This window comes from Pseudolabrys sp., from assembly GCF_050250095.1.
Classification (GTDB): Bacteria; Pseudomonadota; Alphaproteobacteria; order Rhizobiales; family Xanthobacteraceae; genus Pseudolabrys.
Map to the genome: position 1 here is coordinate 442,424 of NZ_JBFWPH010000004.1, position 22,497 is coordinate 464,920.

At 62.7% G+C, this 22,497-nt stretch carries 13 protein-coding genes and 1 pseudogene; 12 read left to right on the forward strand and 2 right to left on the reverse strand.

From position 1 onward, the window contains the following. Window positions 1–16 precede the first annotated feature (16 nt). The 11 genes and pseudogenes from AB7F10_RS15430 (at window position 17) to AB7F10_RS15480 (ending at window position 19,812) form a co-directional block, all read left to right on the forward strand. Complete coding sequence (locus AB7F10_RS15430; RefSeq protein ID WP_428587179.1) at window positions 17–1,045, forward strand: hypothetical protein; 1,029 nt, start codon at window positions 17–19, stop codon at window positions 1,043–1,045. 3 nt (window positions 1,046–1,048) lie between these two features. Continuing rightward, window positions 1,049–3,043 carry a hypothetical protein gene (locus AB7F10_RS15435; RefSeq protein WP_428561644.1) on the forward strand — a complete coding sequence of 665 codons (1,995 nt, stop codon included), beginning with the start codon at window positions 1,049–1,051 and terminating at the stop codon, window positions 3,041–3,043. Between the two features lie 22 nt (window positions 3,044–3,065). Beyond that, the gene (locus tag AB7F10_RS15440) at window positions 3,066–9,548 is read left to right on the forward strand and encodes a PLxRFG domain-containing protein (RefSeq protein ID WP_428587181.1); all 6,483 of its coding nucleotides are present in this window, start codon (window positions 3,066–3,068) and stop codon (window positions 9,546–9,548) included. Between the two features lie 4 nt (window positions 9,549–9,552). Further along, a pseudogene (locus tag AB7F10_RS15445) lies at window positions 9,553–10,095 on the forward strand (endonuclease domain-containing protein); the annotation flags it as partial. Between the two features lie 16 nt (window positions 10,096–10,111). After that, entirely contained in the window at window positions 10,112–10,396 is a 285-nt protein-coding gene (locus AB7F10_RS15450) for a hypothetical protein (RefSeq protein WP_428562483.1), read from the forward strand. 441 nt (window positions 10,397–10,837) lie between these two features. Next, on the forward strand, window positions 10,838–12,010 hold the full coding sequence (locus tag AB7F10_RS15455) for a phosphoserine transaminase (RefSeq protein WP_428561639.1): 1,173 nt from the start codon (window positions 10,838–10,840) through the stop codon (window positions 12,008–12,010). A 136-nt stretch (window positions 12,011–12,146) separates the two neighbouring features. Then, on the forward strand, window positions 12,147–13,733 hold the full coding sequence (serA, locus tag AB7F10_RS15460; protein ID WP_428561636.1) for a phosphoglycerate dehydrogenase: 1,587 nt from the start codon (window positions 12,147–12,149) through the stop codon (window positions 13,731–13,733). Between the two features lie 149 nt (window positions 13,734–13,882). Next, window positions 13,883–16,090, forward strand: a complete 2,208-nt coding sequence (locus AB7F10_RS15465; RefSeq protein ID WP_428561633.1) for a TonB-dependent receptor — start codon at window positions 13,883–13,885, stop codon at window positions 16,088–16,090. Window positions 16,091–16,279: 189 nt separating this feature from the next. Continuing rightward, a complete protein-coding gene (locus AB7F10_RS15470; RefSeq protein WP_428561631.1) occupies window positions 16,280–17,572 on the forward strand; it encodes an adenylosuccinate synthase in 1,293 nt (430 codons plus the stop codon). Window positions 17,573–17,608: 36 nt separating this feature from the next. After that, complete coding sequence (locus tag AB7F10_RS15475) at window positions 17,609–18,994, forward strand: hypothetical protein (protein ID WP_428561628.1); 1,386 nt, start codon at window positions 17,609–17,611, stop codon at window positions 18,992–18,994. Between the two features lie 155 nt (window positions 18,995–19,149). Next, window positions 19,150–19,812 (forward strand): hypothetical protein, encoded by a 663-nt coding sequence (locus tag AB7F10_RS15480; protein WP_428561625.1) that lies wholly within the window; start codon window positions 19,150–19,152, stop codon window positions 19,810–19,812. 77 nt (window positions 19,813–19,889) lie between these two features. Here AB7F10_RS15480 and rpoH read toward each other — a convergent pair whose 3' ends face one another. Together rpoH and AB7F10_RS15490 are read right to left on the reverse strand one after the other, a co-directional pair. Next, window positions 19,890–20,798 carry an RNA polymerase sigma factor RpoH gene (gene rpoH / locus AB7F10_RS15485; protein WP_428561622.1) on the reverse strand — a complete coding sequence of 303 codons (909 nt, stop codon included), beginning with the start codon at window positions 20,796–20,798 and terminating at the stop codon, window positions 19,890–19,892. 199 nt (window positions 20,799–20,997) lie between these two features. Continuing rightward, a complete protein-coding gene (locus AB7F10_RS15490) occupies window positions 20,998–22,035 on the reverse strand; it encodes an RluA family pseudouridine synthase (RefSeq protein ID WP_428561619.1) in 1,038 nt (345 codons plus the stop codon). Here AB7F10_RS15490 and AB7F10_RS15495 point away from each other — a divergent pair. Further along, the gene (locus AB7F10_RS15495) at window positions 22,034–22,390 is read left to right on the forward strand and encodes a hypothetical protein (RefSeq protein ID WP_428561616.1); all 357 of its coding nucleotides are present in this window, start codon (window positions 22,034–22,036) and stop codon (window positions 22,388–22,390) included. The two genes, AB7F10_RS15490 and AB7F10_RS15495, sit on opposite strands and share 2 nt — an antisense overlap. Window positions 22,391–22,497 lie beyond the last annotated feature (107 nt).

The window sequence follows — 22,497 nt, forward strand, 5'->3', positions numbered from 1 at the left end:
GAAGTATTCTTATGACTTGGGCAAAGAGCAGCTTGCTTGGGCGAAAGAACAGTACGCCCAAGATAAATCTATCACCAATCGCGTAATCGACGCGTTTCTCACGACACAAAATAAAAACGATCGCGCTGCGGCGATGGACCGGTCGCGCTACGAGCAGATTTTCCAGCCACTCGAAGACAGCCTGGCGAAAGACGCGCAGGACTATGCATCGCCCGAGCGCAAAGATCTCGAGCGTGGCCGGGCGATCTCGAATGTCGCCCAGCAGTTCGACGCCCAGCGAGCGAACGCGGTGCGAGATCTAGAGGCCTACGGCATCAATCCGGGGTCGACAAGATTTGCTGCCCTAGACTTCACGACACGCGCCCAGCAGGCCGCGACAGCAGCGTCCGCGGCGAACCAGAGCGACCAGATGGTCGACGCCACTGGTCGTGCACTTCGGTCGGAGGCGATTAACGTCGGTCGGGGCTATCCCGGTCAGGTTGCCGGCACATACAACACAGCGCTCCAGGCCGGCACCGGTGCTGTGAACAATTCGCTTGCAACTACCGCATCTGGCGCCAACACGATGGGCACAGGCGTGCAGTGGCAGGGGCAGGGTAACAACGCCCTGAATTCCTGGACCAACGCTCTCAATGGTCAGGCGCAGGCAAACTACTACGCCGACAAGCTCAACCAGTCGAGCTCTTCGGGCCTAGGCTCGGTGCTCGGTTTCGGCGCATCTGCTCTGATGCAGTCGAGCAAGCCGTGGATCTTCGCTGCCGACGGCGGCGAGATTGAGCCAGCCGGCGACGTCCCTATGGAGGCCAGCCCGAGCGGCGGGCGAGCGGTTGACGACGTCAAGACGGCGCTGACCGCCGGCGAGTTCGTCATGCCCAAGGAAGCTGTGAACTGGTACGGCCAGAAGCACTTCTACGGCCTGATCGAGAAAGCCGGCAGAGAAAAAGACGAAATGAAGCAGCGCACTGGCGCCATCCCGCAGGTGCACCCGGCGACAGCCCACGCCATGAAGCGCTCGCCTACGCGCGCCGCGCTACCCGTGAGGTAATCGATGTCGTTCAGCCAGGAGATTAAAGATTTCATTGCTGCGGCACAGGCGGGCCAGAAGATCCTGGGAGCCTCGGATGACGCAGAGTACAAGCGCGCCCGCACGGCATACTTGAAGGCGACAACCGACGAGAAGACCGATCCGACGAATAAGGCACTCGACCAGCAGATCAAGCGCGCCCGCGCGAACTATTACAACCGATCTGGCTCGGCACTCGACGAAAACCGCAAGATGCGCCGCGCGATCATGGGCGAGCAGCTCGAGTCGTGGAAACGCCGCAATCGTCTCGACGCCGAGGAAGAGGCCGCGAAAAAGGGCGAGTCGCAGAACCTGATCGACGGTGCGGCTGGCGCGGCTGGCAAGCGCAGCGCACTGCCGATGTCTTACGACGTTGGTATGGACGACACTGGGGAACAGGATGCGCAGTTCGCCGCGGTCGGGGGTCTGATCGAGAAGAAGCCCGCCAAGCGCCTGGCGTATGCTGATGGCGGCGCCGTCGAGAAAGACACACGCTCCGAAAGCACGTCGCACGAACGGGCCCGCAGAGAACTGCGGCGCACGCCTCCGGTCACGATTATGGAAGACCTGATCGGGCGATACGACAAAGCAAAAGGAAGCGACAACGCCACACGCGATGCCATTCGAGAGCGCGCCATCGATGAAATGCGCGCAGCTGGGGATACCGGGAAGGGATACGCTGCCGGAGGGGTCGTTGAAGGCGGCCAGGACGCGACACCCGCCCAAGAAGACCTCGAGCCTGAAGACTACGTTCCGGACGAAGAAGATGTCGATACAGGCGATGACGAGGGGACCGAAGACGCTGGCACTGGGGACCAGTCTGAGGCTCGTGGTTTCAGCATGCTGGCCGCGAACGATGCTGTTCGAGATGGACTTCTGTACGGAGTGAAGTCCGTCCAGGGTAGCGAGACGAAGTCAGCTATCCCGGAGGGGACCACAGACCTTTCTGCGCAGTCGCGCCGGTCTCGGTATGCATCTGTTGCTCGTGGCGCCGGTGCAGCATCTCCGAGCGAGATTGCCGCCATCAAAAAGGCGATCGATCCTGAGGGTAAAATGCCCGAAGGCGAACGCAACATGGCGGCCCTCGGCGGCATCTATCAGTACTACATGAACAAGGGCGATCCAGAGAAGGCGCAGAAAGCTGCTTTCCACATGCTCCAGTACTATCGCCAGGCTTCGCAGCGGTATGGCGCGATCGCGCACGCTGCTGCGGAAGCGGGCGATATGGATGGCGCGACAAAAGCCGCTCTCAATGCGTACGCCAACATCCCGGACGGACGCGATCTTCGCGTGGTCAAGAATTCCGACGGCACGCTTGGTTACCGCATGGTCGACGGCCTAGACGGATCGACCGTCGCAGAAGGTGTTATCAAGTCTCCCCAGGAGATCGGGGCTCTGGCGATGAAAGCCGCCACCGATGGCTTTGACCAGTTCATCACGGAGGCCGCCGGCCAGCGCTATACCGCCCCGAAGGACGGTAAGGGCAAGAAGGGCGCAGGGGCCACTTCGGGCAAGATGACGGACCGTATCAAAGCCGGCGAGGAAGTCGGCGGTGCGTACGATCAGGCGCCGGACGCTTATAAGTTTGGCGAAAGCGCCGACGCCGGCAAAGACATCGCGTCAAACATCTTCCGTACTAACGATATCAGCCAAAAAGATGCGCTGTCTGTTACGGCGAAGATGGTTGATCCTAACGAAAAAGTGATGGTCAGGAAGATGGAGGACGGCAGTGGCGTTGTTCGGCTTTCTGATGGCCGCGAGGTCATGGTTCCGAAAAATGCGTTCCTCCAGGCGGTCGCCATACGCGGCAAAGCGCTTGCCAACAAGAAGGCTACCGCCGACACGTCGGAGCGTGACAAGAAACTCGCCGAACAGGATGCCGCCGCGTCCAAGAAGTTCTACGACCAGTTCAAGGACGGCCACCAATTCAAAACCCGCGAGTCGACCAGGAAGTTCTTCACGCCGACCGGGATGCAGTAACGGGTTCAACGGATCGTAAAATATGGCGTCCGACTGGGTCTCGCTGGACGATATCGCGCAGAGCTCTCCCGACACGGCTTTTGAGCCTTCGGCTCTCCCGAAGGAAGATGAGAGCCCGTCGTGGAGCGATTACGGAAACGTCGCCGTTTCGAGCGTCAAATCTCTTGGTGCTCAGGCGATGGGCTTTGGGCGCTATATTAACGAGCTCGCAGGCGACAGCACTCGCGCCGACTACTTCCGCGCAAAAGAGAATAACATCCAGGCGGGCGTCGACGACACGCTCGGTAAGCTGTCGAAGCCCGCTCGCGATCGCCTAGAGTCGTCGATCACCAGCGGCGAATTTTGGAAGCACCCGTTCAGCGCCGGTGCCCTCAAGCTGACTGGCACGTCCGCCCAGATCGCTTCGTCGATCCTGCCCGGCGCTCTCGTTAGCGGGACACTCAAGGCGACGATGGCCGTCGCCGCTGCCGGTGGCGCGATCAACGTAGGTCAAGTAGTCGATGAGTTTTACCGCGAAGTCGACGCGATCCCCGACGATGAGCTTCAGAAAAAGAGCGACCTTTATCGCGGCCTTCGATCGATGTACGACGAGTCGGATGCTCGCGCGGAATACAACACACAGGTGCTTGGTCTCAAGCCCGCGATTAATTTTGTGGTCGGAGCGGCCGCGAACGCAATTGGCCCGGCCGGTCAGATCGTTCGCGGTGTTAAGGGCGCTGGCGCCTCGGTCACGGGCGGTGCAAACATCGGACAGCGCGTGCTGGCCGGCGCCGCCGAGGGTGCGGCGGGCGGGGCGATCCAAGGCGGCGTGGCGGATTACTCGGTTCAGAGCTCGCTTGTAGAGGGCGGTGCTAAACCTGAAATCGATATGGACCGACTCGTGTCCGCCGTGCTCGAGCCCAGCGCTCTCGGCGGCGTGATGGGTGCGGCCGCCGGCGCTGCTTTTCGAGGCCCTCGCGCCCGCCCTCCGAAGGAGTTTCCCAGCGAAGAAGCTTCACTTCGTGATCTTGCTTCCCGCGGTCGGGTTGAGTCTCCCTCCCCGGATACAGTTAACTCTGGCACGCTTGCCCCCGACCAAGAAGTCGCGCTCCGTACGCGAGAGACAGTCGCGCCTGAGGACTTGGCGGGTATGGACAACCCCGATCGGCGCTCCCGCCAGACTGTGGCGGCAGAAGACCTAGCCGACGACGTCGCGTCGCGTGCCCGCGCCGAAGAGATCCCGCAAGAAGTCCAGCGCGAGCAGCCGGGTGTTACCCCAGAGGTTATCGGCGAAGCCCCCCCGGTGCAGCCCGAGCAGGCTGTGCCGTCCACTGCGCCCCCGGTCGAAGAACCCGGCCCGGTCACGACAAAGGGGCGCGTACTTACTTCGCAGACGGATGAAGCGAAGGCCAACCTCAAGGCGCAGAACAAGCAGCTCTCTGAAAACGTCGGATCGCTCAAGAAGATCGACGCTCCAAAGGGCAAGCATTGGACCAAGGCGCAGCTCGCGAAGCGCGAAGCCGATCACGAGAACGCTAAGCGGATCTTCGAAGAGCACGTTCCCGAGGAGACGGTTTTCCCGCGCAACGCCGAAGAATTCACTCTTCTTAGAGATCGACTCCAGGCGCACATCGATGCAGCCCAAGAGGCTGGCATCAAGATCCCGACTAAGGTCGGCTACGAGGGCACGTCGGGTTACGTCGTGCACTTGCGGGAGGCAAAAGATCTCGCCAAGAAACTGAGCCAGAAGGGATTTGTTGGGCAGCGTCGCGCCGAGCAGGTGACATCGTTCCTGGCGCGTGAAAAATCAGCCCGCGGTGGTGACTTCTCGCTTATGCGCAGCGAACGCCGTGCCGAAGGCGAAGCAGCCAAGCGAGTGTTCCGCGGCGACGTCGAGCAGCGCGCCGACACTAAGCCTGTCGCCGAAGAGCGCGTTGCGAGCCTTGACGAGGATATCCCGACCGCCCCCGCCGACACGTTCAAGGAAGAAGCACAGGATCTTCAGGCTAAAGTTCCGGCGTCCTCTCGCGGGTCTGCGCGCGGTGTCGAGGATTACGTCGAAACTGGCCACAAGGTTAAGCTCAAGGAAGGGGGCACAGAAGTCGTCGAGCGCGCGAAAGCCGCGTCACCGGTCCGCAAAGTAGAGCTGACACCAGAAGAGCGGGCGAAGTACGAGACACCGGGTAAGCCCAAAGAACCCGCCAAGTCTCCCGCGAAAGAGCCCACCGAAGCTCAGAAGGAAGCCGGCAACTATCAGAAGAAGCACGTCCGCGTGCACGGTCTGGATATCTCGATCGAGACCGAGAAGGGCCAGAAGCGGACCGGCAAAGATGCATCGGGCAAGACGTGGTCTGTCGACATGCGCGACGACTACGGCTACGTGAAACGTACCGAAGGTGCCGACGGAGATCAGGTCGACGTGTTTGTCGGCCCCGACCATGAGAGCAAGCACGTCCTGGTGATCGACCAGCGTGACCTGAAGACAGGCAAGTTCGACGAGCACAAGGCTATTCTCGGTTATCGGGACAGCGTCGAAGCCCTTCAGGCATATGAGCGTGGTTTTTCTGACGGTAAGGGGCTTGATCGTGTGCTCTCTGCGAAAGAGATGTCGGTCGACGACTTCAAGGAGTGGCTGAAGTCCGGCAAGACCAAAGAGCAGATCGGCGACCTACAGCCAGATGCCATGGTCTCCTGGGTTGGCGACTCCGGCCCGAACGCGCTCTATTCGGATGTCCACGGCGACAATCAGGTCACGTTCACCGCGCTCGACCACAAAACGTCCAGTGAGGTGCTTGGTAAGCTGACTTTCGATCAGCTCCGCGGCATCCCAGGTAAGATGGCCCCCTTCATCCGCGCTCGGCTCATGAAGGCGGCGGGCGACGTCCCGATGATGCTGGTCGACGCCGAAACCATCGGACGATTGGCGCATAGCGCCGGCCTGCGTTCGGGCGAGCAGCCTTGGGGTCTATATGTCCCTGAGGGGAAGAACTCTCGTATTTATATTAGCGAAGAAGCGATCGCTAACAACGCGCTGGGACACGTCGTCCTGCACGAAGTGACCCACGCTGCGACGGTCGAACGGATCTGGGATAGCCCCCAGCATACCGCCATCATCCGACGAATGATGGATGAGGTGGATAACTATTTCCGGATGGAAACATCTGTCGATCCGGACAAAGTCTACGCCATGCGTAACGAGCGCGAGTTCGTTGCCGAGGCGTTTTCGAACCCCGATTTTCAGGAGTGGCTCTCCCGCATCCCGCTCAGCAAAGAGCTCGCAAGCCGGATTAATATGGGCGGGCGCAAGATCGTGTCGGTCTGGGATTGGTTTGTATCCTCGATCCGCTCACTTCTGGGTTTTCCTCCCGGCACCCACACCGCGCTCGAGGGGATTATCCGCGTTGGCGGTACGATCATCGACGGTGGCGAGGGGGCATGGCAACGCCACCCGCTTGACCCGCGCGATGTCGTGCCCCAGCGCCTGGTCCGCAATCAGACCGATGCGCTCGTCTCCGATGTCAATGAAGTGTTCAAGAAAGCAGTCGAGAAGTCGGGCCTGAAGACTGGCTCGCCGAAACTCTTGAAACTGCGCCCGATGGACCAGATCGCACAGACCGCAGATCGGTTTTTTGGTCCGGAGAATAACCCGATCCGCAAGATCGCAGATTTGAAGGAGATGATCCGGGTCAAGGGCGACAAGCTCTTGCGCCAGAGCGAGCCGGTGGTGAGCAAGCTCTACCAGCTCGAGCGCAAGTACAAAGGCAAAGTCTGGGACGAGTTTACCCGCCTCGTGCACGACGAGACAATGTCTAGTGTTTTTGCCGACCGGGATTTGGCGGTTGGCAACGCACATCTGGGGAAAGACACGCTCGCCGGCGCCTGGAGCAAGGCGCAGCACGCGGATCTCCACAAGCGTTGGAAGGAATTGCCCGAAGACCTTAAGCAGGCCCGCCGGGAGGCGATGGCGTTCTTCACCAACCAACAGAATGCGATGTCGCTAGGCATTATCAACAACCGCATCCTCGCGGCGCTGGGTGTCAACGACACTGCGCTGGCAAAGCGCATCCACGAGGGGACCATCACAGACGCGGACCGGGATCGTGTCGGCCACCATACGATGGACTTGATCATGGATGCCAAAGAGCTGGCCAAGATCGAGGGTCCATATTTCCCGCTGATGCGTCGCGGCGACTACGCAGTCGTGGGCGAATACAAGATCGACGCACCCGCGAAGGGCGCCAAGATCTCGGACAACGAGTTCGAATTCAAATCTCGAGATGATGCTCTGAACTGGGCCAAGAGCATGGAACTGCGCCCCACGGTGCGCAGTGTCTATGTCGACTCAGCAACCGGGAAGCTGCACTTCCCGGACGGCACGAAAGTCACATCGAAGGATATCCAAGGCGAGCAGCGCTTCCGTGTTGAGGTGCAGAACCGCCACGTTGAATTCTTCGATACCGCCGCTGAGGCGGCCGCCGCGTCGCGTGACTATGCCGGCAGCCACTACTTCACGAAGGTTAAGTACGAAGAACGCCGCTTCGAGGCGCCAACCAAGCGCGGCGATATCATGTCTTACCAGCTGACCCAGCTCATGGACTCGCTGGAGCGTGGCAAAGGCTATCAGGACATGACGACCGGCCAGCGGCACGAGCTCGCCCGCGCTATGCGCGAGGCCAGCATCCGGTGGCTGGGCAGCACCCGCATTCAGTCTCGCCGGCTGCCGCGCCGTTACGTCGAGGGCGCGTCCCGCGATCTGACGCGTAATACATGGGACTACGCCAATAGCTCGTCGGCTTATTTGGCCAAGCTGGAGTACCAGCCGCGCCTCGAGTCGGCGCTCAAGGATCTCCAGGAGCGGGTCAAGAACGACTACACGACTGACGGATCGCTCGGCCGGTCGGCACTCGCTAATGAAGTCCTGCGACGCGAGTCGATCGAAGCCGGCCAGAACACGAACAACAAGTTCGCGCCGGCTATCCAGCGCGTGCTGACGGTGTCATTCATCGATAAACTCTTCTCGCCGGCTTATAACGTCATCAACTCGATGCAGCCGGCCATGGTGACAGCCCCGGTGCTCGCCGGCCGGTTTGGCGTTGGGCGCGCCGTTACAGAGCTTGGTCGGGCTTACCAAGACGTCGCTGCGTATTCAGTAGTAAAGCAGGGCATCCGCGAGACGGCCAGAAAAGCGGCGGCGGGCTCGGGCGAGGCCAGCATCATCGACACGATCAAGGGCAATCTCCGTGACACCCGCGAGAGGGCCATGATTGACTATCTGGTCGAGCGCGGCTCGATCGACCCCGAGTCGGGCTTCGAAATCGCACAGCTTGTGAAAGCCAAAGACGGCACGCTGGGCCGCATCGACAGCGGCATCGGCTACGTCGAAGGCATCGCGCGCCAGATGCCGCGCTCGATCGAAGCGATCAACCGTACGGTGACTGCACTAGCCGCATACCGGATGGAGATGTCGAAGTCTGGCAATTTCGACAAAGCGCTGCGCTATGCACAGGACACGGTCAACTCGACGCAGGGCCTCTATTCGGCGTCGAACGCGGCACCGGTGTTCAATCATCCGCTCGGTAAGCTCACGCTTCAGTTCCGCAAATATTCAAGTATGATCCTTCACCTGCTCGGCCAGCAGATCGGGAAAGCACTTGAAAACCGAACCCCTGGGGAGCGCGCTGAAGCGTTAAAAACGCTTACGATGCTTGCTGGTACGCATATTGCTATGGCGGGCGCCCTCGGCCTTCCTACAGAGGGCTTTAAGTTCTTGTTTTCCGGACTGAAATTCGCAGGCGTGCCTGTTCCAAGCTGGGACGAGGTTGAAGATGCCGTCCGTGCTGGAGCTGCTTCGGCTTTCGGTAAGAAGGGCGGCGAGATCCTCAGCCGCGGCTTGCCACGCGCGATCGGTATCGATCTGTCTTCGCGCGTCGGCCTGGACAACCTACTGACGTTCGGTGAACCGAAATCTGACGCCAAGAACGACGTCAAGGCTTGGGTGTTCGATACTATTGGTGGTGCTCCGATCTCTCTAGTCGGCGATTGGGTGGTCGGGGCAAATGCACTGGCTTCGGGCGACTTCGCGAAGGCGGCCGAGCTCATGGTGCCAATCAAGTTTATTTCAGACACGATCAAGGCAGCTCGTCAGCTCCGCGAGGGGAAGAAAAGCTCAACCGGCCGTCAGCTGTCTGAACCGTACAACTATGCGGAAGCGGCCGCTCGGGTGCTCGGTTTCACACCTGCCCGCGAAGCGGAAGAGGGCGCTAAAGCAGCCTCATTCAAGCGCCAGAGCGATGCGCTATCTAAGGAGCGATCCAGGCTCACGACCGAGTGGGTTACTTCAAAGGGTAGCGACAAGGTTCAGGCCTGGTCGAAGATCCAGGAGTGGAACCGGACGCAGAATCCCGCTGCACGTATTACGATGAAGCAGCTCACCTCCGCTGCGAAGAAAAAACTCAAAGAGCCGGTCGGGATCAACCCGACAAAACAGACGAAATACATCAAGGATCGACTCGAAAGAGTATACTGATTCGATGACAACCGAAGAAGCACGGCGTAGGAGAAAAAACGAGGCGTCGAAGCGTTGGCGGGAGCGCAACCCTGAGGTCCATAGAGCAGCAGTTCGCAAGTGGCAGGAGAACAACAGAGGGCGCGTTCGCGATATACAAAAGCGGTACGTGAAAAACCACGCTGACCGCATAAAGGAGCAAAGGCACCAGTCAAGAGAACAAAATCCAGAACGAGTTAAGGCCCACAATCGACGCAACTATCTACGAAACGGTGGTAAGGAAAAGTCTCGCCTTAGAGCCAGGCAGCGGCGGGCATCCGACCCGAAAAAAGTTTTATTTGATTACCGAAAATGGCGATACGGGATCACTAGGGAGGAATATGAAGCGATGTTCCAGCGCCAGGGCGAGCGCTGTGCATCTTGCGGCAGTTCGGAAGCAGGCTTCCGGGGTTGGCATATCGACCACTGCCACACGACAGGGATCGTTAGGGGGATACTGTGCCGTAAATGTAACCTCGGTATAGGCTACTTCGACGATGACACCGAGAAACTTTTAGCCGCAGTGCGGTATTTGGAGAAGTTCAGTGGCAAACTACAAAAAACCCGAAGGCGTGCGCGATCCGAGTTCACATCGGACCCCGGAACAGATCCGGAAGATGGACCGGGGCTACAACAGCCGACCGGAAATGATCAGGCGGCGCGGCGAGCAGAACAAGGGCCGCAGGATGCTGGGCCTGAAAAAGGGTGACCCCCGAGACGCGGGGCACATCGAGTCTTTAGACCGAGGTGGGAAAACTGTCCGGTCGAACCTCGAACCGCAAAGCCGCAAGAAAAACCGCGGGTGGAGAGCCAACGGCAGGCAGCCCTAACGCCTGCCGGCGTAATGATCCCTGCGGGCCTCATCCGTGCTCTGATTGACTAACTCACTGAGTTCGCTAGCTGTGAACTTGGTGAGGTCAACGGATTTAGGGCGATTGGTGGCGTTCTCGAACGCGAGCCATGCCACGAACAGTCCGGCCAAGATCAGGAAGTGCCGCCCGGTCATAATTTTTGCTCCTGTGACCGAGAACATAATGCACCGTCCTTTTCACTTCAATGTAACCGAAGAGAACATAAGTAGAACCATTTTTGGTTTCGTGTGTCACTGGTGTGTCGTTTTTTCCCGGTGTCCCCTGCATGTTCCGGACAGGAGCTGCACGCAACTACAAGCACCACACAGTATTTGTTGCGGTTTTTAGCGGGCTTTGGTACGTCGGGGGTGGGACACCCCTCCCCACCGAGGGGCGCCTATCTGGAAGGATAGAGACAACATGACGACTGCAAAGCCCGGCGTGCGGCCGGCCGTTCCGCACTTTTCATCCGGCCCCTGCGCCAAGCGCCCCGGCTGGAATCTCCAAAATCTCAAAGACGCACCGCTCGGCCGCTCGCACCGCGCCAAGGTCGGCAAGGCGAAGCTCAAGCGCGCCATCGACCTCACGCGCGAGATTCTCGGCGTTCCGGCGGACTATCGCATCGGCATCGTGCCGGCCTCCGACACCGGCGCCGTCGAAATGGCGATGTGGTCGCTCTTGGGCGCGCGTCCCGTCACCATGCTCGCCTGGGAAAGTTTCGGCGAAGGCTGGGTCACCGACGTCGAGAAGCAGCTCAAGCTGAAGGACGTCACCGTTCTGAAGTCGCCCTATGGCGAATTGCCCGATCTGTCGAAGGTCGATTGCGACACCGACGTGGTGTTCACCTGGAACGGCACCACCTCCGGCGTGCGCGTGCCGAACGCCGACTGGATCGCGGCCGACCGCAAGGGGCTCACCATCTGCGATGCGACCTCGGCCGCCTTCGCGCAGAAGCTCGATTTTCCGAAGCTCGATGTCGTGACCTTCTCCTGGCAGAAGGCGATGGGCGGCGAAGCCGCGCACGGCATGCTGATCCTGTCGCCCCGCGCGGTGGAGCGACTCGATACCTACAAGCCGGCCTGGCCGCTGCCGAAGATCTTCCGCATGACCAAGGGCGGCAAGATCAACGAGGGCATCTTCATCGGCGAGACGATCAACACGCCGTCGATGCTGTGCGTCGAGGATTATATCGACGCCTTGGAATGGGCGCAGTCGATCGGCGGGCTTGCCAAATTGCAGGCGCGCGCCGACGCCAACGCCAAGGTGCTCACCGACTGGGTCGCCAGGACGCCGTGGATCGAGAATCTGTCGGCCAATCCGGCGGCGGCCTCCAACACCTCGGTGTGCCTGAAGCTCGTCGACGCCGACCTCGCGCGGCTTCCGGCCGATCAGCAGATCGCCTTCGTCAAGAAGATGGAGCAGTTGCTCGACAAGGAAGGCGCGGCCTACGAGATCGCCAACCACCGCGATGCGCCGGCATCCTTGCGCATCTGGTGCGGTTGCACGGTCGAAAAGGGCGATGTCGAGGCGCTGACGCCGTGGCTCGACTGGGCCTTCGCCGAGGCCAAGGCCTCGCTCGCCAAGGCTGCTTAACCGTTACCGTCATGCCCGCGCAGGCGGGCATCCAGTAACCGCAGGCGCTTTGTTTCTCTCCAACGTCAGTGGCTACTGGATCGTCCGCCTTCGCGAACGATGACGGCGAAAAACCAAAGATGACTGGATAAATCCAATGGCACCCAAAGTTCTCATCTCCGACGCCCTGTCTCCCGCCGCCGTGCAGATCTTCAAGGATCGCGGCATCGAGGTCGATTTCCAGCCGGCACTTGGCAAGGACAAGGACAAGCTCGCCGAAATCATCGGCAACTATGACGGCCTCGCGATTCGCTCGGCCACCAAGGTGTCGCCGAAGATTCTGGAAAAGGCGGCCAACCTGAAGGTGATCGGCCGCGCCGGCATTGGCGTCGACAACGTCGATATTCCGGCGGCGACGGCGAAGGGTGTCATCGTGATGAACACACCGTTCGGCAATTCGATCACCACCGCCGAGCACGCCGTCACGCTGATGCTGGCGCTGGCGCGCCAGATCCCGCAGGCCGACATCTCAACCCAGGCCGGCAAGTGGGAGAAGAACCGCTTCATGGGCGTCGAGATCACCGGCAAGACGCTCGGCGTTATCGGCTGCGGCAATATCGGTTCCATCGTCGCGGATCGCGCGCAGGGACTGAAGATGAAGGTGATCGCGTTCGATCCCTTCCTGTCGCCGGAGCGCGCCATCGATATCGGCGTCGAGAAGGTCGAGCTGGACGAGCTGTTCCAGCGCGCCGATTTCATCACGCTGCACACCCCGCTGACCGACAAGACCCGCAACATCGTCGACGCCAAGGCGATCGAGAAAATGAAGAAGGGTGTGCGCATCGTGAACTGCGCGCGCGGCGGCCTCGTCGACGAACAGGCGCTGCGTGCCGCACTCGATGCCGGCAAGGTGGCGGGCGCCGCGCTCGACGTGTTCTCGACCGAGCCGGCGACGGTGAACGTTCTGTTCGGCCATCCCAATGTCGTGTGCACGCCGCATCTCGGCGCGTCCACCACGGAAGCGCAGGAAAACGTCGCGCTGCAGATCGCCGAGCAGATGTCGGAATACTTGCTGCGCGGCGCGATTTCCAACGCGGTCAACTTCCCGTCGATCACGGCGGAAGAAGCGCCGAAGCTCAAGCCCTTCATCACGCTCGCGGAGAAGCTCGGCTCGTTCGCCGGCCAGCTGACCGAGACGGGACTTGAGAAAATCGAAATTGCCTACGAGGGCGAGGTGGCGCAGATGAAGACGCGCGCCCTGACCTCCGCCGCGCTCGCCGGCCTGTTGCGGCCGATGCTGCAGGACATCAACGTAGTGTCGGCGCCGGTGATCGCCAAGGAACGCGGCATCGTGGTCGACGAGACGGTGCGGGCAGGGGACTGCGACTACGAAAGCCTGATCCGTATCACAGTGACGACCGAGCGGCAGTCGCGCTCGGTGTCGGGCACGGTGTTCGCCGATGGCCGGCCGCGCATCGTCAACATCAAGGGCATCCGCATGGACGCGGAGTTCGAGCCTTCGATGGTCTACATCACCAACCTCGACAAGCCGGGCTTCATCGGCAAGTTCTCCGGCACCATGGGCGACGCCGGCATCAACATCGCGACCTTCCATGTCGGCCGCGAGAAGCCGGGCGGCGACGCCATCGCGCTGATCGCGATCGACGGCGAGATGTCGGCCGATCTGCTCGCCAAGGTGCGGGCGCTGCCGCAGGTCCAGCAGGCCAAGGCGCTGCGGTTCTGACCGCGTCTTTCATGTCGTGACAAGGCGGTCCGGGCAACCGGGCCGCTTTTGCGTTTGTTCACACCGCGTCGCGCGCGAGCCCGCTGCGCCGGTTGACATCGCCGCCGCTTTGAATGTTATGTTATAACATAACTACAAAGGAGACGGCGATGCGGTGGCGTGAGATTGGCTGGGTCGTGCTGGCGGCGCTGGCCGTGATTGCCAGTGGTGCAAACGGAGCAGGCGCGCAGATCGCGCTGCCAGAGGTGGTCATCACCGCGCCGAGCCCGATCCTGTCGGGGCGCTCCCCCGATGGCGGATCGCCTGCCACCGAGACCTTCCCGCCGCTGCAAGGCACGCTGCCGGTCGTCACCGACCAGTTCGCGACCGTCACGGTGGTGCCGAACGAGGAATTGCGCCGCAACGGTGCGGCGACCCTCGGCGACCTTCTCAACGACAAGCTGGGCATCGCGGGCTCCGGCTTCGCGCCCGGCGCCTCGAGCCGGCCGATCATTCGCGGTCTCGACGTCAATCGCGTGCGCATGCAGGAGGGCGGCATCGGCGCCAACGGCGCGTCCGACCTCGGCGAGGATCATTTCGTGCCGGTCGATCCGCTCACCGCCGAGCGGGTCGAGGTCATTCGCGGGCCGGCGACGCTGCGGTTCGGCACCCAGGCGATCGGCGGCGTCGTCGATGTCTCCAACAACCGCGTGCCGACGGAAATCCCCAAGCGCGGCATCTCGGCGGAAGTCCGGGGCGGCGCGTCGAGCGCCGACCGCGGCCTCGACGGCGCGGTGCTGCTCGACGCCGGCGCCGGGAATTTTGCCGTGCATGCCGACGCCTTCGGCCGCAGCGCGGGCGATTATCGCGTGCCGCATTATCCCTATCTCACCGCGCCCGACCCGGCGGAGTTCGCCAACGCGACGCAGCCCGGAAACTTCAACGGCAAACAGCCGAACTCGTCCTACCGCACCAACGGCCAGTCGCTCGGCGGCTCCTACATCTTCGACGGCGGCTTTCTGGGCGTCGCGGTGATGCAGAACAACGCGCTCTACCACATCCCGACCATCGAAGCGGAGAACGGCAACACCCGCATCGATGCGAAGCAGACCAAATTGTTGTCGAAGGGCGAGTGGCGGGCACCGACGTCGGGCGTGGATGCGGTGCGGTTCTGGCTTGGCGTCACCGACTACAGGCACAATGAGGTTGGGCTCGAAGACCCCGCCGATCCGGCGAGCGACACGATCCACCAGACCTTCACCAACAAGGAGCAGGAAGGCCGTGTCGAGGTGCAACTCTCGCCGTTCGATCTGCGCTTTGCCGCACTGACCACCGCGATCGGCGTCAGCGGCGGCCACCAGGAACTGACCGCGCCGAGCCCGGACGGTCCCGGCCTTTGGGACCCAAACCGTAACTGGCGCGCCGCCGGCTACATCTTCAACGAATTCAAGTTCAACGACGTGACCAAGGCGCAGCTTGCCGCGCGCATCGAGCATGTCGACTTGTCGGGCATGGGGCGCGATATCGATCCGGCCGGCAATATCACCACAGCATCGGCGTCGCGCAGCTTCACGCCGGTCAGCGTCAGCGCCGGCGTGATTCGAAACCTGCCGTGGGATCTCGCGGCCAGCATTACCGGACAATATGTCGAGCGCGCGCCGAAGCCGGCCGAGCTTTACTCCGGCGGCGTGCACGACGCGACCGGCACTTTCGACAAGGGCAACGTCAATCTGGGCATCGAGTCGGCGCAGTCGCTCGAACTCGGATTGCGGCGCGCGACCGGCCCGTTCCGCTTCGAACTGACGGGCTACGTCACCCGCTTCAACGGCTTCATCTATCGCCGGCTCACCGGCAATATGTGCGATGAGGACGGGGTGTGCGGCGCGGGTGCAGCCGAACTCAACGAGGCGGTTTATTCGCAGGCCGACGCGACCTTCCGCGGCATCGAGTTCCAGAGCCAGTGGGATCTGCTGGCGATCGGCGGCGGCTGGTTCGGCGTCGAGAACCAGTTCGACATGGTGCGCGCCACCTTCACCGACGGCAGCAACGTGCCGCGCATTCCGCCGATGCGGCTCGGCGGCGGCGTCTACTGGCGCGACGCCAACTGGCTGGCCAAGGTCAATCTGCTGCACGCCTGGGCACAGAACGACGTATCCGCGGCCGAAACCGCGACGCCGGGTTACAATAACCTGCGCGCGGAACTGAGCTACACTTGGAAGAAGGCGCAGCCGGCCGTCAACGAGCCGAGCGAATTGTCGCTCGGCGTCGTCGGCACCAACCTGCTGAACGACGATATCCGCAACGCGGCCTCTTATTCGAAGGATCAGGTGCTGATGCCGGGCGCGAGCCTGCGGCTGTTCGCCCGGCTGAGGTATTGAGGCCGCCTGCCGCCGCGTGCGTCTGAAAAACATTACAGATCAGTCATTTAACATGGCCGGGCAGGGGAAAAACCCTGCCCGCTCGCCTTGCCTCAGGGGGGTTCATCCTTTATCCGAAGGCGGTCTTGTCCGGAGTTGCGGGTCTGCGAACCCCACAAACGCGACAGGCTCAACGGGCAAGGATCCTGAATGGCGAATGTGGTGGTTGTCGGTTCCCAGTGGGGCGACGAGGGCAAGGGCAAGATCGTCGACTGGCTGTCGGAACAGGCGGACGTCATCGTCCGTTTTCAGGGCGGGCACAATGCCGGCCACACGCTCGTCATCGACGGCGTCACCTACAAGCTGTCCCTGCTGCCGTCCGGCGTAGTGCGCCCCGGCAAGCTGTCGGTGATCGGCAACGGCGTCGTGGTCGATCCGCATGCGCTGGTCGATGAGATCGCCCAGCTCGAAAAGCAGGGCGTCCGCGTCACGCCGGATAACCTGCGCGTCGCCGAAAACGCCATTCTGATCCTGCCGCTGCATCGCGAGCTCGATGCGATGCGCGAGGACGGCGCGGGCGGCGGCAAGATCGGGACCACCAAGCGTGGCATCGGCCCGGCCTATGAGGACAAGGTCGGCCGCCGCGCCATCCGTTTCATGGACCTCGCGGACCTGCCGTCGCTCGGCGCCAAGATCGAGCGGCTGCTCGCGCACCACAACGCGCTGCGCCGCGGCAACGGGCTCGAGGAGATCGCGCCGCGCGCGATTTACGACGATCTCGCCGCACTGGCGCCAAAGATTCTGCCTTTCATGGATTCGGTATGGTCGCTGCTCGACCATCGCCGCCGCGAGGGCAAACGCATCCTGTTCGAAGGCGCGCAAGGTGCGTTGCTCGATATCGATCACGGCACATATCCTTATGTGACGTCGTCGAACACGGTGGCGGCGCAGGCGGCGACCGGTTCCGGCCTCGGCCCCAGCGCGATCGATTACGTGCTCGGCATCTGCAAGGCCTACACGACGCGGGTGGGCGAGGGTCCGTTCCCGACCGAGCAGCTGAACGAGATCGGCCGCAAGATCGGCGAGCGCGGCCACGAGTTCGGAACCGTCACCGGCCGGGCGCGGCGCTGCGGCTGGTTCGACGCGGTGCTGGTGCGTCAGACGGTGAAGACCAGCGGCGTCGATGGGCTGGCGCTGACCAAGCTCGATATCCTCGACGGCTTCGACGAGGTCAAGGTCTGCGTCGCCTACAAGCTCGACGGGCGCGAGATCGATTATCTGCCGGCCGGCGAACAGGCGCAGTCGCGCGTGGAACCGGTTTACGAGACGATCGAAGGCTGGAAAGATCAGACCGCGAAGGCCCGGTCCTGGGCGCAGCTTCCGGCCCAGGCCATCAAATATGTGCGCCGGGTAGAGGAACTGGTCGGCTGCACGGTGGCGCTGCTGTCGACGAGCCCGGAGCGCGAAGACACGATCCTGATGAAGAATCCGTTCGAGAGTTGAGCGCAGAACCGGGTAGGTTTGAATTCGTGAGAATCGATGGCTGATTATCTTCCACTGGTCACGCGCGCCGTCGGCGGGCTCGAGCGCAACACCGCCGAGAACCGCCGCGCCCTCTATGAGCGCGCGCGTTCCGCGCTGGTCGCGCAATTGCGCGGCATGGATCCGCCACTCGACGAGGCGGACATCACGCGCGAGCGGCTGGCGCTGGAGGAAGCGATCCGCCGGGTGGAATCCGACGCCGCGCGCAAGCCCCGCGTCGACGAGGTGCCGCCGCCGCCGCCGGGTTTCGACGAGGACGATCATGCCGGGTCCACAACAGTGGAGGACGAGCGCCCCTCGCTGACCGATCAGGGCCTCAAGGGTTTCCGCGACGTGGTTGCCGAAGCCGAGGGGCTGGGCGACGCATCGGCCAAGGCCTCGCGCGCCGCGCGCGAGTTCTACGACCGCGCGCCGGATCGCGATCCGCCCGCACCGCCCGCTCCGGCGCCGGATACGCCGGCGGAAGCGCCGCCGGAAATTTTCGACGCCGGTCGCACGACCCCGGAGCCGGAAGGCGGACCGGCGGTGTCCGCCAGCGAAGGCTGGCAACCGCCGCCGCCGCGGCATGGGCGCGGCGAGGACTTTGAAGGTCCGAAACGTTCCTATCGCGGCCTGATCCGCGCGCTCGTCATTCTGGTGGTGCTCGGCGCGGTCGCCGCCGCCGGTTACTGGCAGCGCGATCAGATCATGTCGCTGGCCTCGTCGATGATGACCAAGACGCAGACGCCGGCGAAGACGCAAGCGCCAACCGAGGCCGCGAAGCCGCAGGGACAATCGAAGATCGCCGACCGCGTCGGTTCCGACAGCAGGCCGTCGCAGTCCGCGACCGCGCCGGCGGCCGCCGTCGCGCAGAAGGTCGTGCTGTACGAAGAAGATTCCAGCAATCCGCAGGGCAAGCGCTTCGTCGGCTCGGCGATCTGGAAGACCGAGACGGTGTCGCCGGGGCCAGGCCTCGCGCCGGAACTCGTCATCAAGGCCGAAGTCGATATTCCGGAACGGCACATGCGCATGGTGTGGTCGCTGCGCCGGAACACCGACAAGGCGCTGCCGGCGAGCCACACCATCGAGATCATGTTCACGCTGCCGGCCGATTTCCCCGAAGGCGCGATCAACAACGTGCCCGGCGTGCTGATGAAGCAGAACGAGCAGACCCGCGGCGTGCCGCTGGCCGGGCTTGCCGTGAAGGTCACCAACGGATTTTTCCTGGTCGGATTGTCTTCGGTCGAGGTCGACCGCCAGCGCAATATCCAGTTGCTCAAGGACCGCGACTGGTTCGACGTGCCGATCGTCTACACGAGCGGCAAGCGCGCCATCCTGGCTGTCGAAAAGGGACAGCCGGGCGAACGCGCCTTCGAAGAAGCCTTCCGCGCCTGGGGTGAATAAGCCGCCCGGTTATTGCGTCAGGCAAGCTGCCCCAAGTCTCATGCCGTTCTGCCGTTCGCGGCTAGGCAAGGCGTTTGGCCTTCTCTAAAATTTTAATCATTGAGGCGTGTGCGGACGGCGCAAGTCCCGGTCCGTCTTTTAACGTGGAGGCGATTATGCACCGCGTTGTGCCTTACGTTTTTCTGATGCTCATCGCTGCGACGGCTCTCGTGTTGCCACGCTCCGCGGCAGCGGGCGACTATTACTACAACCGCTACTATGACGGCGCGCCGGTGCGCTACGAGGGCGGCTACGTCAACGACGGCTATCGCTACGGCGACAGTTATCGTTATGACGACGGCTACCGCTACCGGCCTCGCCATCGCTACGGCTCGTCCGACTGCTGCTATCGCCGCGTCGTGCGCTACCGGAAAATCTATCGAGACTACGAGCGGCCTTACTATAATAGCGGCAGCTACTACAGCGCCGGCTATTCGACACGCTATTACGGCGACGGTTATCGCTATCGCAGTTACGATCGTCCGTATTATTCGCGGCCTTATTACGGGACACGTTACACGACGAAGCGTTATTACGATGGCTACGAGCGCCCCTATTACCGTTCCTACCGCTCGTACTCATCGCCTTATTACGGCACGGGTTACCGGACGACCTATTACGGCACCGGCTACTACGGCACGCGCTATGGCTACGGCGGCAACTCCTGGCGCTACGCCAGCCAGCCGCGCACGTTCCACACGCCGGCTTGCACCACCATCCGCTACAAGGTCTATGACGACCTCGGCGGCTGGGTCTGGGCCAAGCGAAGGACCTGCTGACGATATGATAAAAATCAAACCCCGGCTTTGATGACATCAAAGCCGGGGCAAGTTCGTTTCGGTATGCCGATGCGGCGTTACTGAAGAGCGGCAACGCCGGCTTCCGCCGGCGTTTCGATTTTTGCGATGCCCGCCTTCACGGCGTCCTGCACCTTTTCGAAGGCACGGACCTCGATCTGGCGCACGCGCTCACGCGACACGCCGAACTCTTCGGCGAGTTGCTCGAGCGTGATCGGATCGTCGGCGAGGCGGCGCGCCTCGAAGATGCGCCGCTCGCGCTCGTTGAGCACGCCGAGCGCCTGCATCAGCGCCTTGTGACGGTTGTCGCTCTCCTCGCTGTCGGCAAGGATGCGCTCCTGGCTCGGGCTCTGGTCCTCGAGCCAGTCCATCCATTCGCCAGAGTCGCCATCGTCACGGATCGGCGCGTTGAGCGAGGCATCGCCGCCGAGGCGGCGATTCATGTCGACAACGTCCTTCTCCGTCACGCCGAGACGCTTGGCGATGGTCTTGACCTGGTCGGGATGCAGGTCGCCTTCTTCCAGCGCGTTGATCTTGCTCTTGGCCTTGCGCAGGTTGAAGAACAGCTTCTTCTGGTTCGCGGTGGTGCCCATCTTCACCAGCGACCACGAGCGCAGGATGTATTCCTGGATCGCGGCGCGGATCCACCAGATCGCGTAGGTCGCGAGCCGGAAGCCCTTTTCGGGCTCGAAGCGCTTCACCGCCTGCATCAGGCCGACATTGCCTTCCGAGACGACCTCGGAGATCGGCAGGCCATAGCCGCGATAGCCCATCGCGATCTTCGCGACGAGACGCAGATGGCTAGTGACGAGCCGGTGCGCGGCGTCACGGTCGCCGTGCTCGCGCCAGCGCTTGGCCAGCATGTATTCTTCCTGCGGTTCCAGCATCGGGAACCGGCGAATTTCATCGAGATAATGGCTGAGACCGGCGTCGGTCTTGATTAGCGGCAGAGTAGCGGAACGGGCCATGGAAGCGCCCTCCTATACAAATGCCCCCGAATATCGGCGGGCTTGAGATCGCCGCCGCTCCCCGAGCCGACGGCGTTTTGTGCGACCGCGAAGCCTGATCGCACTGCAAACTTATCGAACAAGCCGGGCGAAAAAAAGACACAGCGGCGTGACTGGGCCGGGAGGATTGCCACGACGCTCGGATAAAGCGTTGTTTTTATTAGCGTTTGACTGCCGCGACCTGCGACATCTGGGCCAGGGACTGGCGCAGGCGGGCGAGGTCGGAGGGCAGCTCCGAGCGGAATTCGAGGATGTCGGCCGAGGTGGGGTGTTCGATGATCAGGAGATAGGCATGGAGGGCCTGTCTGCCAAGACCCTCCACCGCAGCCTGGGCGTCCGGCGTCAGCCGGCTGGTTTTGGTCTTGAATCCCGGTCCGTAAGTGTCGTCCCCGATGAGGGGATGGCCGATATGGGCCAAATGCACCCGGATCTGGTGGGTGCGCCCCGTCTCGAGCTGGCAGGCCAGCAGGCTCGCAACCGGCACGATCTTTCCTTTGCCGTCCGGCGCGGCAAAACGCTCCACCACCTCCCAGTGGGTCACCGCCTCGCGGCCCCCCGGCCGCACCGCCTGCTTCTCGCGGTTGTGCGGATGACGGTCGAGCGGGGCGTCGATGGTGCCGCGTGGCCGGTCCGGTGCGCCCCAGACCAAGGCAAGGTAACCGCGCCGCATCTCGCCGGTGCGGCCGTGATCGGCGAACTGCGCGGCGAGGGATTTGTGAGCGTGATCGTTCTTGGCGGCGACGAGGAGGCCGGTGGTGTCCTTGTCGAGACGGTGCACGATGCCGGGGCGTTTGACGCCGCCGATGCCGGAGAGGCTGTCGCCGCAATGGGCGATCAGCGCGTTGACCAGCGTGCCGGTCGGGTGTCCGGCGGCGGGATGCACCACGAGGCCGCGCGGCTTGTCGATGACGATGATGTCGTCGTCCTCGTGGACGATGGCGAGCGGGATGTCCTCACCCTGCGGCTCGGCGTCTTCGGGCGGCGGCACATTCACCGTGATGGCGTCGCCGGAATTGACCCGGTGGCCGGGATCGCGGATCGTGCGGCCGCCGATCGTTACTTCGCCGGCGAGGATCAGCGCCTTCAGGCGCGAGCGCGACAGCGCCGGGATCCGCGTCGCGAGCAGGCGGTCGAGCCGCGCGCCGGTGTCCTCGGCCGCGACTGTGACTTGCTCGGAAGAAGGCGCCGCATCCGTCATGAGCGTGAATGAACCTGAAACGCCGCCGCTGGATCCCGAGGCCGCGCTGGTGGTCGCGCGGGTGCGGCGGATGATGCTGATTGCCGGCGTCACCACGCTGGTCGCGGTGGCCGCCGTGTTCGGCGTCATCGGCTATCGGATTTTCAAGTCGGGGGGAAGTGCGGGCCCCGAGGCCGGACCGCCGGTGGCGGCCGAGACCCTGGTGCTGCCGAAAGGGGCCAAGGTGCTGGGCACTGCGATCTCGGACGGGCGGATCGCCGTCACCCTCGAAACGGCGGACGGCATCGAAATCCGCACCTTCAGCCTGCATACGCTGAAGCCGGCCGGCGAATTACGGCTGCGGGCAGCGCCTTAACCGCGCGGCTTCGGGGTGCTTGCCCTCCCGCCGGATCGCGGCTATCGAGACGGCCGACGCTCCCTTCGTCTAGCGGTCTAGGACGCGGCCCTCTCAAGGCTGAAACA

Excerpts from the sequence above, each read along its gene's own strand:
- serA (WP_428561636.1), top strand. The coding sequence starts at position 12,147 with ATGGCACCCAAAGTTCTCATCTCCGACGCCCTGTCTCCCGCCGCCGTG.
- AB7F10_RS15465 (WP_428561633.1), top strand. The coding sequence starts at position 13,883 with ATGCGGTGGCGTGAGATTGGCTGGGTCGTGCTGGCGGCGCTGGCCGTG.
- AB7F10_RS15435 (WP_428561644.1), top strand. The coding sequence starts at position 1,049 with ATGTCGTTCAGCCAGGAGATTAAAGATTTCATTGCTGCGGCACAGGCG.
- AB7F10_RS15495 (WP_428561616.1), top strand. The coding sequence starts at position 22,034 with ATGAGCGTGAATGAACCTGAAACGCCGCCGCTGGATCCCGAGGCCGCG.
- AB7F10_RS15480 (WP_428561625.1), top strand. The coding sequence starts at position 19,150 with ATGCACCGCGTTGTGCCTTACGTTTTTCTGATGCTCATCGCTGCGACG.
- AB7F10_RS15475 (WP_428561628.1), top strand. The coding sequence starts at position 17,609 with ATGGCTGATTATCTTCCACTGGTCACGCGCGCCGTCGGCGGGCTCGAG.
- AB7F10_RS15455 (WP_428561639.1), top strand. The coding sequence starts at position 10,838 with ATGACGACTGCAAAGCCCGGCGTGCGGCCGGCCGTTCCGCACTTTTCA.
- AB7F10_RS15440 (WP_428587181.1), top strand. The coding sequence starts at position 3,066 with ATGGCGTCCGACTGGGTCTCGCTGGACGATATCGCGCAGAGCTCTCCC.
- rpoH (WP_428561622.1), bottom strand. The coding sequence starts at position 20,798 with ATGGCCCGTTCCGCTACTCTGCCGCTAATCAAGACCGACGCCGGTCTC.
- AB7F10_RS15470 (WP_428561631.1), top strand. The coding sequence starts at position 16,280 with ATGGCGAATGTGGTGGTTGTCGGTTCCCAGTGGGGCGACGAGGGCAAG.
- AB7F10_RS15490 (WP_428561619.1), bottom strand. The coding sequence starts at position 22,035 with ATGACGGATGCGGCGCCTTCTTCCGAGCAAGTCACAGTCGCGGCCGAG.